Origin of the sequence: Kaistella haifensis DSM 19056 (assembly GCF_000735695.2) — a bacterium.
In the GTDB taxonomy this organism is placed as follows: domain Bacteria; phylum Bacteroidota; class Bacteroidia; order Flavobacteriales; family Weeksellaceae; genus Kaistella; species Kaistella haifensis.
The window spans coordinates 151,570-165,180 of sequence record NZ_JASZ02000001.1 but is presented as its reverse complement, the minus strand read 5'-3'; the positions used below and the strand labels follow the sequence as shown (position 1 = coordinate 165,180).

16 protein-coding genes are annotated in these 13,611 nt (G+C 37.8%); 15 read left to right on the top strand and 1 reads right to left on the bottom strand.

All coding sequences use genetic code 11. The annotated features are described in order from the left end of the window. Nucleotides 1-5 precede the first annotated feature (5 nt). The 8 genes from secY to rplQ all read left to right on the top strand — a co-directional run bounded on the left by secY (nucleotide 6) and on the right by rplQ (nucleotide 4,928). Nucleotides 6-1,385 carry a preprotein translocase subunit SecY gene (gene secY, locus AP75_RS00855; RefSeq protein ID WP_031503424.1) on the top strand — a complete coding sequence of 460 codons (1,380 nt, stop codon included), beginning with the start codon at nucleotides 6-8 and terminating at the stop codon, nucleotides 1,383-1,385. 8 nt (nucleotides 1,386-1,393) lie between these two features. Beyond that, nucleotides 1,394-1,609, top strand: coding sequence for a translation initiation factor IF-1 (infA, locus tag AP75_RS00850; protein ID WP_031503426.1), 216 nt, complete (start codon nucleotides 1,394-1,396; stop codon nucleotides 1,607-1,609). Between the two features lie 138 nt (nucleotides 1,610-1,747). Beyond that, nucleotides 1,748-1,864 (top strand): 50S ribosomal protein L36, encoded by a 117-nt coding sequence (gene rpmJ, locus AP75_RS00845; RefSeq protein ID WP_007839480.1) that lies wholly within the window; start codon nucleotides 1,748-1,750, stop codon nucleotides 1,862-1,864. A 9-nt stretch (nucleotides 1,865-1,873) separates the two neighbouring features. Then, nucleotides 1,874-2,251, top strand: a complete 378-nt coding sequence (rpsM, locus tag AP75_RS00840) for a 30S ribosomal protein S13 (protein WP_055041710.1) — start codon at nucleotides 1,874-1,876, stop codon at nucleotides 2,249-2,251. Between the two features lie 12 nt (nucleotides 2,252-2,263). Then, complete coding sequence (gene rpsK, locus AP75_RS00835; RefSeq protein ID WP_039364102.1) at nucleotides 2,264-2,653, top strand: 30S ribosomal protein S11; 390 nt, start codon at nucleotides 2,264-2,266, stop codon at nucleotides 2,651-2,653. A 94-nt stretch (nucleotides 2,654-2,747) separates the two neighbouring features. Further along, a complete protein-coding gene (gene rpsD, locus AP75_RS00830) occupies nucleotides 2,748-3,356 on the top strand; it encodes a 30S ribosomal protein S4 (RefSeq protein WP_031503432.1) in 609 nt (202 codons plus the stop codon). 33 nt (nucleotides 3,357-3,389) lie between these two features. Continuing rightward, nucleotides 3,390-4,385: a DNA-directed RNA polymerase subunit alpha gene (locus tag AP75_RS00825; protein ID WP_031503434.1), complete on the top strand. Its 996-nt coding sequence runs from the start codon at nucleotides 3,390-3,392 to the stop codon at nucleotides 4,383-4,385. 6 nt (nucleotides 4,386-4,391) lie between these two features. Then, complete coding sequence (rplQ, locus tag AP75_RS00820; protein ID WP_088263396.1) at nucleotides 4,392-4,928, top strand: 50S ribosomal protein L17; 537 nt, start codon at nucleotides 4,392-4,394, stop codon at nucleotides 4,926-4,928. A 70-nt stretch (nucleotides 4,929-4,998) separates the two neighbouring features. Here the strand turns inward: rplQ and AP75_RS00815 are convergent, their stop codons facing one another. Continuing rightward, nucleotides 4,999-5,433 (bottom strand): hypothetical protein, encoded by a 435-nt coding sequence (locus tag AP75_RS00815; RefSeq protein WP_031503436.1) that lies wholly within the window; start codon nucleotides 5,431-5,433, stop codon nucleotides 4,999-5,001. 173 nt (nucleotides 5,434-5,606) lie between these two features. On the opposite strand from AP75_RS00815, the gene eno reads away from it, so the two are divergent. The 7 genes from eno (at nucleotide 5,607) to AP75_RS00785 (ending at nucleotide 13,439) form a co-directional block, all read left to right on the top strand. Continuing rightward, nucleotides 5,607-6,899 carry a phosphopyruvate hydratase gene (gene eno, locus AP75_RS00810; RefSeq protein ID WP_088263395.1) on the top strand — a complete coding sequence of 431 codons (1,293 nt, stop codon included), beginning with the start codon at nucleotides 5,607-5,609 and terminating at the stop codon, nucleotides 6,897-6,899. Nucleotides 6,900-6,982: 83 nt separating this feature from the next. Beyond that, nucleotides 6,983-8,269: a citrate synthase gene (locus AP75_RS00805; RefSeq protein WP_088263394.1), complete on the top strand. Its 1,287-nt coding sequence runs from the start codon at nucleotides 6,983-6,985 to the stop codon at nucleotides 8,267-8,269. A gap of 89 nt (nucleotides 8,270-8,358) precedes the next feature. Then, nucleotides 8,359-8,520, top strand: coding sequence for a hypothetical protein (locus tag AP75_RS14195; protein ID WP_158212058.1), 162 nt, complete (start codon nucleotides 8,359-8,361; stop codon nucleotides 8,518-8,520). A gap of 199 nt (nucleotides 8,521-8,719) precedes the next feature. Then, entirely contained in the window at nucleotides 8,720-11,212 is a 2,493-nt protein-coding gene (gene paaZ / locus AP75_RS00800; RefSeq protein WP_031501479.1) for a phenylacetic acid degradation bifunctional protein PaaZ, read from the top strand. 25 nt (nucleotides 11,213-11,237) lie between these two features. Next, entirely contained in the window at nucleotides 11,238-11,921 is a 684-nt protein-coding gene (locus AP75_RS00795; RefSeq protein WP_088263393.1) for an SMUG2 DNA glycosylase family protein, read from the top strand. Then, the gene (locus tag AP75_RS00790) at nucleotides 11,921-12,691 is read left to right on the top strand and encodes an enoyl-CoA hydratase/isomerase family protein (protein WP_088263392.1); all 771 of its coding nucleotides are present in this window, start codon (nucleotides 11,921-11,923) and stop codon (nucleotides 12,689-12,691) included. The genes AP75_RS00795 and AP75_RS00790 overlap by 1 nt, the downstream gene beginning before the upstream one ends. A 19-nt stretch (nucleotides 12,692-12,710) precedes the next feature. Beyond that, entirely contained in the window at nucleotides 12,711-13,439 is a 729-nt protein-coding gene (locus AP75_RS00785) for an SDR family NAD(P)-dependent oxidoreductase (protein WP_031501478.1), read from the top strand. The last annotated feature ends 172 nt before the right edge of the window (nucleotides 13,440-13,611 follow it).

Below are 13,611 nucleotides of genomic sequence, written 5' to 3'. Positions count from 1 at the left end.
TTACAATGAAAGAATTTATACAAACACTAAAAAACATTTGGAGTCTTAAGGAACTTAGGGAGAAGATACTTTTTACCCTTGGGTTGATCCTCGTGTATAGATTCGCATCTTATATTTCCCTACCTGCCATTAACATGGCCGAGGTGGGGAATCTTTTGGAACATTACCAGAACCAGGGTGGCAACAAGCAGGGAGCAGGTCTTCTTGGGTTGCTTTCTTCGTTTACGGGAGGTGCGTTCAGTAGAGCTTCTATTATGGCTCTCGGTATTATGCCTTATATTTCTGCATCGATTATCGTTCAGCTTATGGGGATGGCTATTCCTTATCTTCAGAAACTACAGAAAGATGGTGAAAGTGGTAGAAATACATTGAACCAGATTACAAGATGGTTAACAATCGCAGTTTGTTTGGTGCAAGCACCTTCTTATCTTACTTCTATTACTCAAATGTTCTTGCCACATGCGCAATTTGCATCTGCTTATTATGTGCATCCTGAGTCCATCATGTTTTGGTTGCCAAGTATTGTAATATTAGTAGCTGGGTCGGTATTCGCAATGTGGTTAGGTGAAAAAATTACAGATAAAGGTATCGGAAACGGTATTTCAATCCTAATTATGGTAGGGATCTTGGCAGATCTTCCGGGAGCATTTATTCAGGAGGTTGCTACACAAACCGGAAAAGGCGGTTTAGGGACTATTATGATTTTAATTGAAGTTTTATTCTGGATGTTGGTGGTGCTTTTAGCAATCATCCTTTCAGTAGCTGTAAGAAAAATTCCTATTCAGTATGTAAGCCGTGCGCAGGCAAGAGGCGGATCAAACAGAAATTTAATGCAAGGTGCAAGACAGTGGATTCCACTTAAAGTAAATGCTTCGGGAGTAATGCCGATCATTTTTGCACAAGCTTTAATGTTTGTTCCTGGTCTTTTAACGAAAGTTGATGAAACCAATACTTTCCTTGCCGGATTTAAAAATGTATTCAGCTGGCAATACAATGTATTATTTGCATTGTTGATTATTATTTTCTCTTTCTTCTACACAGCGATAACTATTCCAGTGAATCAAATGGCAGATGATTTGAAGAGAAACGGCGGATTGATTCCTAAAGTAAGACCCGGAAAAGAGACCGCGGATTACATCGATGACATTTTGTCGAAAATAACTTTGCCCGGATCAATATTTTTAGCTATCTTTGCAATCCTTCCGGCAATAGTGCACGGAGTGTTTGTTCAAACAGATAGATTTGCCCTCTTTTTCGGGGGTACATCGCTATTAATTATGGTAGGAGTAATCCTTGATACCGTTCAACAAATCAATACGTATTTGCTGAACCACCATTATGATGGCTTGATGCAGTCAAAATTATCTAGATCAACAAATCAGTAATTAGATATATGGCTAAACAGAAACATATAGAACAAGACGGCGTAATTACGGAAGCACTTTCGAATGCTCAGTTCCGTGTTGAGCTAGAGAATGGGCATGTACTTATTGCCCATATTTCCGGTAAAATGCGAATGCATTACATCAAACTTTTGCCTGGTGATAAGGTAAAATTGGAATTATCTCCTTACGATTTATCGAAAGGAAGAATCACATTTAGATACTAATTACGGAACAATCCGGAAATTATTATAATAAGAAAACGAATAGAATCATCCGATTTTATTAGTCATTTAAATATTTAAACAAAAGGGGGTGGAATCACTTGGAGTTCATCTAACCGTTGGAAAATTAAACCAAAACAAATGAAAGTTAGAGCATCTATCAAAAAAAGAAGTGCTGATTGCAAAATTGTTCGCAGAAAAGGCGTTCTTTTTGTAATCAACAAGAAAAACCCAAAATTTAAACAAAGACAAGGCTAAAATTAAATTATGGCGAGAATTTCAGGTATTGATTTACCAAAAAACAAAAGAGGCGTTATCGGCTTAACTTACATCTACGGAATCGGAAGAAGCACTTCCTCCGAAATCCTTAAAGCAGCCGGAATCAGCGAAGACAAGAAAGTCAACGAATGGAATGACGATGAATTGGCATTAATCAGAAACTACATCACTGAAAACATCAAAGTAGAAGGTGAGTTGCGTTCTGAAACACAATTGAACATCAAGCGATTGATGGATATTGGTTGCCAACGAGGAATACGTCACAGACTGGGATTACCTTTAAGAGGCCAAAGAACTAAAAACAATTCTAGAACCCGAAAAGGAAAGAGAAAAACTGTTGCTAACAAGAAAAAAGCAAGTAAATAATCGGTAAGAATTATGGCAAAACAGACTAAAGTAGTTAAAAAAAGAAAAGTAAAAGTTGAAGCGATCGGTGAAGCACACATCCAAGCATCATTCAACAACATTATTATTTCTTTGACGAATAAAAACGGAGAAGTAATCTCTTGGGCATCTGCCGGAAAAATGGGATTCAGAGGTTCTAAAAAGAATACTCCTTTCGCAGCGCAAATGGCTGCTGAAAATTGCTCTGCGGTAGCACACGAAGCTGGGCTTAGAAGAGTGAAGGTGTTTGTGAAAGGTCCTGGTGCAGGTAGAGAATCTGCAATCAGAACAATTCACAATTCAGGAATTGAAGTTAGCGAAATCGTTGACGTGACTCCAATGCCACACAACGGATGTAGACCACCAAAAAGAAGAAGAGTATAATAAATTAGAATTTTAAATTTTAAATTTTAAATTTTAAATCATCGGTTTATTAATATAAAATCTAAAATCTAGAATCTATAATCCTTAGAAAATTATGGCAAGATATATTGGACCTAAAACTAAGATTGCAAGAAAATTTGGTGTTGCAATCTACGGAGATGACAAAAACTTCGAGAAAAGAAAAAACCAACCACCGGGACAACACGGTGTGAACAAAAGAAGAGGATCAAAGAAATCTGAATATGCTGTCCAGCTAATGGAAAAGCAGAAAGCTAAATATACTTATGGTATTTTAGAAAGACAATTTGCTAACCTATATGAAAAAGCGCAAAGAGCAAAAGGCGTTACAGGTGAGGTTCTTTTACAGTTATGTGAATCTAGATTAGATAACGTTGTGTACAGACTTGGTTTTGCGAAAACAAGAGCAGGTGCAAGACAATTGGTATCTCACAGACACATTACAGTAAACGGCGAATTAGTAAACATTCCTTCCTATTTGTTGAAAGCAGGTGATGTAGTTGCAGTAAGAGAAAAATCTAAATCTCTTGAAGTAATTGCTGATTCTTTAGCTTCTAAAGCAAACTATGAGTGGTTACAGTTCAACGACGAAACAAAACAAGGTACTTTCGTATCTGCTCCGGAAAGAATCCAAATCCCGGAAGATATCAAAGAACAGTTGATCGTCGAACTTTACTCTAAATAATTTTTTTCAAATTTTTGCTCAACCCCAAATTATATGGCAATTTTAACATTTATTAAACCCGATAAAGTAATCCTACTTAACTCTGATGATTTCAAAGGTCAATTTGAATTCAGACCATTAGAACCAGGTTTCGGTCTTACTATCGGTAATGCTTTGAGGAGAGTTTTACTTTCTTCTCTTGAAGGATATGCTATTTCATCTATCAAAATAGAAGGCGTAGAGCACGAATTTTCAACAATTCCCGGTGTTATTGAAGATGTAACAGAAATTATTCTGAACCTGAAACAATTAAGACTTAAAGCTAAAACTGAAAACGCTTCAACTGAAGCAGTAACTGCAAAAGTTTCCGGACAAACTACTGTAACAGCAGGAGATTTAGGAAAATCAATCCAAGGGTTTGATGTTTTAAACCCAGATTTGATCATCTGTAACCTCAATAAAGATGTGAAATTCGAAATCACTTTTAACATCGAAAAAGGAAGAGGATATGTTCCTTCTGAGCAGAACAAATCAAACAATGCACCTATCGGTACCATTGCGATTGATTCGATCTTTACGCCGATCAAGAAAGTGCAGTATAGTGTTGAAAACTATCGTGTAGAGCAAAAAACAGACTACGAAAAACTTGTTTTGGATATTGAAACTGATGGCTCAATCAGCCCTCAGAACGCTTTAACAGAAGCTTCTAAGATATTAATTTATCACTTCATGTTGTTCTCTGATGAGAGAATTACGCTTGAAACTGAAGCCGTGAAAGCATCCATCCAATACGACGAAGAAACTTTACATACAAGACAGCTCCTTAAATCTAAATTAACTGATATGGATCTTTCTGTAAGAGCATTAAACTGCTTGAAAGCTGCTGAAGTGGAAACTTTAGGAGAACTGGTTTCTTATACTAAGTCTGATTTGATGAAATTCAGAAATTTCGGTAAAAAATCTTTAACAGAATTAGAAGAATTAGTGCATGCAAAAGGTCTTAACTTCGGTTTCGACGTTGCTAAATATAAATTAGACGCTGATAAATAAAAAACAATGAGACACGGTAAAAAATTCAATCACTTAGGAAGAACCGCTTCACACAGAAGTGCCTTGCTTTCTAATATGGCTTGTTCTCTTATTGAGCATAAAAGAATCAACACAACTGTTGCTAAAGCGAAAGCTTTGAGAGTGTATGTTGAACCTATCTTAACAAAAGCAAAAGAAGATACAACTCACAATAGAAGAACAGTTTTCTCTTACCTGCAAAGCAAAGAAGCAGTTACTGAATTATTCAGAACAGTTGCTCCTAAAATTGCAGAAAGAAATGGTGGTTACACCAGAATCATCAAAACTGGATTCAGACCAGGCGATGCTGCAGATACTGCAATGATCGAGCTTGTAGATTTCAACGAACTTTACAACCCTAACGCTGAAGAGAAAAAAGTAACAAGAAGAAGCAGAAGATCTGCCGCTCCTAAAGCTGAAGCAGTTGCTGCTGAAGTAAAGGAAGCTCCGGCAAAAGCTGATGCTAAAACTGAAGAACCAACTGCAGAAGCTGCAGACTCTACAGAAGAAAAAACTGCTGAATAATTCCAACAGTTTTTAGATATAAAAAAACCATTCAATATATTTTGAATGGTTTTTTTGTTTTGTACAAGGTTTAATTTACCCTCGCTTTTTTCAAAGCGATCACATTATTTCCTTGGGTAATGATTACGCTGTCGTTTTTAGCAACAATTTGGAAATCGTAATTTCCGTAAACACCTTCGCCTTGGTCTGCCTTTCGCGGAGCGGAAATGGTTTTGTTATTACTGCGGATACTTATAGAATTTTCCTTTCCATTATTCTTAAAAGTTACTAACGCCGACGATCCATCTTCTGCAACATATCGGTCGGTATATTCCGTTTGAATTTTTTCCCCATCATTCTCCGTTTTTTGAATGGAAACTGTAGTATCTACCGTTCCGTTTTTGTTCTCAACTTGAATGTCGGAAGTCTCTTCCACCATAACATTCTTATTTCCTTCTGCAGATTTATTGCAACTATAACTCGTCAAAAGCACAAATGCAGAAGCTACATAAATTATTTTTTTCATATCAATATAAATTTTAATCTCTCAAATTTACAATTACTTTTTTTGATTTAAAAAAACTAAATTAATTAACTAAATTTTAACGCTAACATTCATAAAATCATGTGGTGAAAACTAAAATATAGTTCTATTTTCATTAAATTTGTAATTCAAATATAAAAGTTAAAAATAATACAATGAGTTACATTTCTTACATTGAAGCAAGACAGATTTTGGATTCCCGAGGCAATCCTACAATTGAAGTAGATGTTTTTACAGAGAGCGGTGCAATGGGACGCGCAGCGGTTCCTTCCGGAGCATCAACCGGTGAGCACGAGGCGGTAGAGTTACGCGATGGCGGTACAGATTATATGGGGAAAGGAGTTCTGAAGGCGGTAGAAAATGTACGAGAAATAATTGCTCCTGAATTGGTAGGGCTTCCCGTTTACGACCAAAATTTCATCGATCAGATTATGATTGAGCTTGACGGCACTAAAAACAAAGGCAATCTTGGAGCAAATGCAATTCTTGGAGTTTCTTTAGCGGCAGCAAAAGCAGCAGCTACTGAACTTAGAATGCCTTTGTATAAATATGTAGGTGGTGTAAATGCAAACACACTTCCTGTTCCGATGATGAATGTAATCAACGGAGGTTCTCACTCTGATGCTCCGATTGCTTTCCAAGAATTTATGGTGATGCCGGTAAAAGCAGATTCTTTCTCGCACGCTTTGAGAAAAGGAACTGAAATTTTCCATAATTTAAAATCAATTCTTCATTCAAGAGGTTTATCTACCGCTGTAGGTGATGAAGGAGGTTTCGCACCTACTTTTACCGGTACTGAAGATGCTTTAGATACTCTTTTGCAAGCGATTGAAAAAGCAGGTTACAAACCGGGAGACGATGTGATGATTGCTTTAGATTGTGCCGCATCAGAATTTTTCAAAGACGGTGTATACGATTACAGAAAATTCCAAACTCCAGACTCAGCTCAATATAACAGAAGCGAGCAAGTAAATTATTTGGCAGAATTGGCTGCGAAATATCCAATCATTTCCATTGAAGATGGAATGCACGAAGACGACTGGGAAGGATGGAAAATGTTGACCGAAAAAATCGGCGACCGAGTTCAATTGGTTGGTGACGATTTATTTGTAACCAATGTAGAAAGATTGGCGAGAGGAATCAAAGAAGATATCGCAAACTCAATTTTGGTTAAAGTAAACCAAATTGGTTCATTATCTGAAACTATGGATGCTGTTCAAATGGCACAACACAATAAATATACTTCTGTAATGTCGCACCGTTCCGGAGAAACTGAAGATTCTACCATTGCTGATTTAGCAGTTGCTATGAACTGTGGACAAATCAAAACGGGTTCTGCCTCTCGTTCAGATAGAATGGCAAAATACAACCAATTGTTGAGAATTGAAGAAGCTTTAGGAGAGTCCGCTTATTTCCCAGGATTAGATGCATTTAAAGTAAAACGATAATAGATAATGTTAATAGATTATAGCAAGATTCATTTGCTGTTTTCTATCATTATTCATAATTTAGTAAAAAATAAATAATTTATATGTCAGATAATAAAGTTGTACTGAACTATGACGGGAAATCTTTTGAATATCCCATTGTAGAAAGCACTATCGGTGACAGAGGAATCGATATTTCTAAACTGAGAGACCAAACCGGTTTAATTACATTGGATTTGGGTTACAAAAATACAGGAGCTACCTTAAGCGACATCACCTATCTAGATGGTGACAATGGTGAATTGTACTACAGAGGTTACCCTATTGAACAGATTGCAGAAAAATCTAACTTCACCGAAGTAATGTATCTTTTGCTTCAGGGTGAACTTCCAAATAAGGATCAGTTCGCTAAATTCGAAGGTGGAATCAAAAATTACAACTTCGTAGCCGATGAAATGAAGAAAATTCTTGACGTATTCCCAAGATCTGCGCATCCTATGGGTGTTTTGTCTTCCCTTACGTCAGCACTTACTGCATTTAATCCTAAAGCGGTTAACGTAAACTCAAAAGAAGAGATGGATCACGCTGCGGAAATGCTTCTTGCTAAATTCTCTCACCTTTGTGCTTGGACTTACAGAAAAAAATTAGGTTTACCAATCAACCATGGAGATAACAGCTTAAATTATGTAGAAAACTTCTACAAAATGTGTTTCCGTCGTCCAAACATTGAATTCGAATTGGATCCGGTTGTTGTAGGAGCTTTAGATAAATTATTGATCCTCCATGCAGATCACGAGCAAAACTGTTCTACATCTACTGTAAGAATGGTTGGTTCTGCACATACAGGTCTTTTCGCATCAGTATCCGCAGGTATTTCTGCACTTTGGGGACCACTTCACGGTGGTGCAAACCAGGCGGTGATCGAAATGCTCGAAATGATCGAGCAGGATGGTGGCGACGTTGCAAAATATGTAGAAAAGGCGAAAAACAAAGACGATAATTTCCGTTTGATGGGATTCGGACACCGAGTTTACAAAAACTTCGATCCAAGAGCAAGAATCATCAAAAAAGCAGCAGACGATATTTTGGATGCACTTGGAATCGAAGATAAAGCTTTAGACATCGCAATGCAGTTGGAAAGAGTAGCGTTGGAAGACGATTATTTCGTAAGCAGAAAACTCTATCCAAACGTAGATTTCTATTCAGGAATTATTTACCGGGCATTAGGAATCCCAACCGAAATGTTCACCGTAATGTTCGCATTGGGAAGACTTCCGGGATGGATTTCACAATGGAAAGAAATGCGTCTCCACAACGACCCAATCGGAAGACCAAGACAGGTTTACCAAGGTGCGCAAAAACGCGATTATGTAGATTTAAGCGCAAGATAATTTGCAAATTCTTATACAATCCCTTTCAATTTTTTTGAAGGGGATTTTTTTTGGCGCATATCTCAGTTTTCCGTGTGCAACTCTAAGAAATGATCCCGCAACCTTTTGAAATGGTTCCGCAGCCAATAGAAATGGATGCGCAAGTGTTAGAAACGGTTCCGCAAATGTCAGAAATGGTTCCGCAAGTGTCAGAAATGGTTCCGCAAGTGCGAGAAATGGATGCGCAAGTGTTAGAAATGGATGCGCAATAATTTTTATTGATTTTTTTAACTAAATTCATAAAAAAACGATGATAAAATTATGAGAATGTTAATCTTGAGCAACTGAGTATTAAGTATACACTGAAATATAAAACTAATGAAAAGCTTCCGAAGAATTATGAAACCAAAAATTTGAAAATTTCAGTATCTTAACACCTTTAAATATTTCAGGTATTTTAAAAACTTTAGCATGAAACTCAAAAACTATATCGCCGGACAGTGGATTGAAGGTTCTGGCAACGAAATTCCACTTTATAATGCGGTTAATGGTGAATTAGTCGCGGTTTCCGATACAGAAGGAATTGATTTCGAAAGTGCCTTGCATTACGGACGAACCGTCGGGTACAAAAATCTTTCCTCCATGACTTTCTATGATCGTGGTGAAATGCTGAAAAAAGTAGCACTTTACCTTCTCGAAAGAAAAAAGAAATATTACGATCTGTCCTATAAAACCGGAGCCACGCACGCAGATTCCTGGGTTGATATTGAAGGCGGTTTCGGTACTTTTTTCACCTATTCCGGTTTAGCAAAAAGAATGTTACCCAACACGCCATTTTGGGTCGATGGAGATACGCAGAAAATTTCAGCCAACGGAACTTTCCTCGGAACGCATATTTTAACGCCAAGCGAAGGCGTTTCTGTGCAGATTAATGCCTATAATTTCCCGGTTTGGGGAATGATGGAAAAATTATCAACGTCGCTTTTAGCCGGAGTTCCGAGCATTGTGAAACCTGCAACTCCAGGTTCTTATTTGACGAATGCCGTGTTCCAGGACATGATAGAAAGTGGAATCCTTCCGGAAGGAGCAATTCAATTGGTTTGCGGAGAACCGGGAAATATTCTGGATTATGTTCAGGATGGCGATTCGGTTTTATTTACGGGCTCAGCAAATACAGGAAGAAAACTGAAATCTTTACCTTCAGTTTCGAAAAATGCGGTCCGTTTCAATATGGAAGCAGATTCGCTGAACTGTTCTATTTTAGGACTCGATGCAAAACCCGGAACTCCGGAATTCGATCTTTTTATTAAAGAAGTCCGCAATGAAATGACCACAAAAGCGGGACAGAAATGTACCGCCATCCGCAGAATTATTGTTCCGGAAAATTTAGTGGGTGATGTTCAGAATGCTTTAAGCAAAGCGCTAGACCAGACAAAAATTGGTAATCCTTTAAACCGCGAAACCAGAATGGGCTCCATCGTCGGTAAAAAAGAAATGGAAGTTCTAGAAAGTAAAATTCAACTTCTAAAAGCTGAAACAGAACTCATCTACGACGGCAAACATGAACTGGTGGACGCCGATTATGAAAATGGCGCTTTCATTTCGCCAAAAGTATTTTACAACGATAAACCTTTCGAGAAAAACGCATCCCATGAAGTGGAAGCTTTCGGACCGGTTTCTACAATTATGCCGTACAAAGATGCGGAAGAAGCTGCTGCTTTGGCAAAACGAGGAAAAGGAAGTTTGGTAGGATCCATCATTTCTCACGATGAAAATTTCGTTGCTGAAACTTCCTGGAAAATGGCTTCCTCACACGGAAGAATTTTTGTCTTGAATCGTGATAACGCGAAAGAATCTACAGGTCACGGTTCTCCGTTGCCCACTTTAATGCACGGCGGTCCCGGAAGAGCAGGAGGTGGCGAAGAAATGGGCGGATTGAACGGACTTCACTTCTTTTTGCAGAAAACCGCAATTCAAGGTTCACCGGATATTTTGACCGCGATTACTCAAATTTATCAACAAGGTGCAACGCAAAACTTTTCAGATAAACATCCTTTCAGAAAATATTTTGAGGAAGTAGAGATTGGAGATTCTCTAGAAACCGCTGGAAGAACTGTTACAGAAGCCGATATTGTGAATTTTTCGAATGTTTCTTGGGATCATTTTTATGCGCATACCGACGCAACTTCCCTGAACGGAACTATTTTCGATAAAACGGTGGCGCATGGCTATTTTATCCTTTCCGTCGCGGCCGGTTTGTTTGTTTCAGGAAAAAAAGGTCCTGTTATCGCGAATTACGGATTGGAAAATGCAAGTTTCTTCAAGCCGGTTTATGCGGGAGACACCATTACGGTTTATCTCACGGCAAAAGAGAGAATCAACAAAGGCGTGAAAGGAAGAAATATCCCGAGCGGCGTGGTGAAATGGTTGGTAGAGGTTGTCAATCAGCGCGATGAAATCGTTTGCGTAGCAACCATTCTTACTTTGGTGGCAAAAAAATCTCCTTTCGTTGATTTAAAAACAAAAGAAATTCAGAAAATATTAAATAACCTCACCGAAAATTCAGAAAGAAAATTTGGTCTGATGACGCCTCAATTGATGGTCGAACATTTAGAAGAGGTTCTTAGAAATGGTTTTGGACAATTAAATCCGTCCGATTTTCCAGAAATTCCTGCGGATAAACTGGAGGTGCTTCAGGACTGGATTTATACGGACCAGAAAATCAGGCCGGGTGCACAATATCCTTTGCTGAAAGATGGCGAAATGCCGGTCTTAAGATTTAAAAATTTAGATCAAGCCAAAGAGAAACTCATCGAAACTTTGAAAGAATATTTGATTTATTACAGGGAAAATCCTTTAGTAGAACACTATCATCCACGTTTCGGAATGTTGAATAAAGAAATGATGGAACTTTTTCATCGCAAACATTTTACACATCATTTTGAACAATTTAATCTGGTTTAATTTACCGATTTAACATTATAGAAGAATGACCTTCGGAGAACAAGTCGTCGAATTCAACAGCAATTTAAAATATACCGGAAAGCTTCCGACAGGCTTTCAGGTAATGAACCCGTTTCTCGACAATCCCGAAACGCTTAAGGTAATGAAGCAGTTCTACGATAAATTCTACTCAGATAATGATCGCCGCAGATTCATCATAGGAATCAATCCAAGCCGCCACGGCGCGGGAGTTACAGGCGTTCCGTTTACAGATACCAAAAGGCTGGAAAGCGCCTGCGGGATTATAATGGAGTCTGCACGAACTCATGAAGTTTCTTCGGTTTTCATTTATGATATGATCGAAGCTTTCGGAGGCGCAGAAAAGTTTTACAGTAAATTTTATATCAATTCGCCGTTTCCGTTGGCGATTGTCAGGAATACGGTTAAAGGTAATTTAAACGCCAATTACTATGACGACAAAAATCTTTTCGAAGCCGTAAAACCCTTTATGATTCAGAGTTTAAAGGATCATATAAGTTTGGGTTTGGACACTTCGGAGGTCTTTATTTTAGGAAAAAAGAACGCGACTTTCATTGAAAAAATTAACCGCGAGGAAAAGTTATTCGACAAAATGACGGTTTTGGAACATCCCAGATATATTCAGCAGTACAAAAGCAAAGAAAAAGAACTCTATATCGACAAATATTTAATTGCCTTAAATAAAAAATAATGAACAACGGATTTGTAAACCAAGAACTTAAAAATAATATCTCCGAAATCACTTTCGGAACCGAAAAAAGCAATTCATTACCCGGAGAAATCCTGGAGAAAATGGCTCAGATTATTCTTGATGAAGGCGCAAAACCTGAGGTAAAAGCCATACTTTTAAAATCTGCCGGAGAAAAAGCGTTTTGTGCGGGAGCCAGTTTTGATGAATTACTGGAAATCGAAGATTTGGAAAATTCAAAAATATTTTTTGGCGGCTTTGCAAAAGTTCTGAATGCGATGCGCTCTTGCGGAAAATTAGTCATTGTTCGCGTTCAGGGAAAAACAACTGGTGGAGGCGTGGGTATAGCGTGTGCTGCTGATTATTGTTTTGGTACCAAAGATGCAGCAATGGCGTTAACTGAATTGAATTTAGGAATCGGACCTTTCGTCATTGGACCCTATGTTGAAAGAAAAATCGGGAAATCAGCTTACGCTGCGATGTCCATCGATGCAGATTTCCGCAGCGCCGATTGGTGCGAAAGACACGATGTTTATCATTCCGTTTCAGAAAATATTGACGAAATGGATGGGAAAATTGAAGCTTTTATGCAGAAATTATCCGAAAGAAGTGCGGACGCTTTGGCTTTAATCAAAAAAGTTTCGTGGGAAGGCTCCGAACATTTTGATCAATTAATGCCGGAAAGAATTTTGATGAGCGCAAGTTTAATTCTGGAAGATTCAGCGAAACAAAATATTCAAAATATTAAGGAAAGATTGAGGATGAAACAATAAAACTCTCTTGAAATTTCAAATGAATTCAGAAAAAAGTGTTTTGATTTTAGGGGCCAATTCCGACGTGGCGAAAGAGTGTGCGAAACTGTATCTACAAAAAGATTTCCGCGTGATGATGGCTTCGAGAAATTTAGAATCGATGGAGAAATTCATTAAAGAAAATCATCTGAATGCTGATCAAGTGGATTTGCTGTATTTTGATGCGGTGGATTTCGCTTCCCATCAAAAGTTTTATAGTGAATTGCCTTTCAAACCAAACATCGTTCTGTATTCAGCCGGATTTTTGGTGCAAAACCACGAGGCTTTTCAAGATTTTGAAAAAACCTTGACGATGATGCACACCAATTATTGCGGTGCAGTTTCTATTTTGAATATTATTGCGATGGACATATCCAACAAAAATTTAGAAAAAATTATCGGCTTGTCCTCGCTTTCGGGAGTGCGAGGACGAAAAAGTAATTTCGTTTATGGAAGCACAAAATCGGCCTTTACCATTTATCTTGCCGGACTTCGCCAGAAACTTTCTTCAAGAAATATTAAGGTAAATGTTTTTGTGTTGGGTTACATCCGAAGTAAAATTAATGAAGGTTTACAATTGAACGAATCTTTAATGATGGAACCGGATTATGTTGCTAAAAAAATTGTGAATGTTGGAAATTCTTTTGTCAATGTCCCTAATATTAAATGGAAAGCGATTTATTTAATTCTGAAAAATCTGCCGGAAAGCTTGGTGGCGAAGTTGCCATAATATGTTGTCACTGCGCTGATTTTTCGTAAAAATGACGAAGCAATCCCATTGTTGAGATTGCTTCTGTATTTTTGGAAATTCTTTAAACCAGAATACTTTAAAATTTTGAACATTTTAGTAATCAAAGAGCGAGTAAATTTTCATAAAACATTCGCTTGGATTTGAAGGAAAA

What these genes read in the sequence shown, in the direction of transcription:
- rplQ (WP_088263396.1), top strand. Translation starts at nt 4,392, where the DNA reads ATGAGACACGGTAAAAAATTCAATCACTTAGGAAGAACCGCTTCACAC.
- AP75_RS00805 (WP_088263394.1), top strand. Translation starts at nt 6,983, where the DNA reads ATGTCAGATAATAAAGTTGTACTGAACTATGACGGGAAATCTTTTGAA.
- AP75_RS00785 (WP_031501478.1), top strand. Translation starts at nt 12,711, where the DNA reads ATGAATTCAGAAAAAAGTGTTTTGATTTTAGGGGCCAATTCCGACGTG.
- rpmJ (WP_007839480.1), top strand. Translation starts at nt 1,748, where the DNA reads ATGAAAGTTAGAGCATCTATCAAAAAAAGAAGTGCTGATTGCAAAATT.
- infA (WP_031503426.1), top strand. Translation starts at nt 1,394, where the DNA reads ATGGCTAAACAGAAACATATAGAACAAGACGGCGTAATTACGGAAGCA.
- paaZ (WP_031501479.1), top strand. Translation starts at nt 8,720, where the DNA reads ATGAAACTCAAAAACTATATCGCCGGACAGTGGATTGAAGGTTCTGGC.
- AP75_RS00825 (WP_031503434.1), top strand. Translation starts at nt 3,390, where the DNA reads ATGGCAATTTTAACATTTATTAAACCCGATAAAGTAATCCTACTTAAC.
- eno (WP_088263395.1), top strand. Translation starts at nt 5,607, where the DNA reads ATGAGTTACATTTCTTACATTGAAGCAAGACAGATTTTGGATTCCCGA.
- AP75_RS00795 (WP_088263393.1), top strand. Translation starts at nt 11,238, where the DNA reads ATGACCTTCGGAGAACAAGTCGTCGAATTCAACAGCAATTTAAAATAT.
- rpsM (WP_055041710.1), top strand. Translation starts at nt 1,874, where the DNA reads ATGGCGAGAATTTCAGGTATTGATTTACCAAAAAACAAAAGAGGCGTT.
- AP75_RS00815 (WP_031503436.1), bottom strand. Translation starts at nt 5,433, where the DNA reads ATGAAAAAAATAATTTATGTAGCTTCTGCATTTGTGCTTTTGACGAGT.
- AP75_RS14195 (WP_158212058.1), top strand. Translation starts at nt 8,359, where the DNA reads ATGATCCCGCAACCTTTTGAAATGGTTCCGCAGCCAATAGAAATGGAT.
- secY (WP_031503424.1), top strand. Translation starts at nt 6, where the DNA reads ATGAAAGAATTTATACAAACACTAAAAAACATTTGGAGTCTTAAGGAA.
- rpsK (WP_039364102.1), top strand. Translation starts at nt 2,264, where the DNA reads ATGGCAAAACAGACTAAAGTAGTTAAAAAAAGAAAAGTAAAAGTTGAA.
- AP75_RS00790 (WP_088263392.1), top strand. Translation starts at nt 11,921, where the DNA reads ATGAACAACGGATTTGTAAACCAAGAACTTAAAAATAATATCTCCGAA.
- rpsD (WP_031503432.1), top strand. Translation starts at nt 2,748, where the DNA reads ATGGCAAGATATATTGGACCTAAAACTAAGATTGCAAGAAAATTTGGT.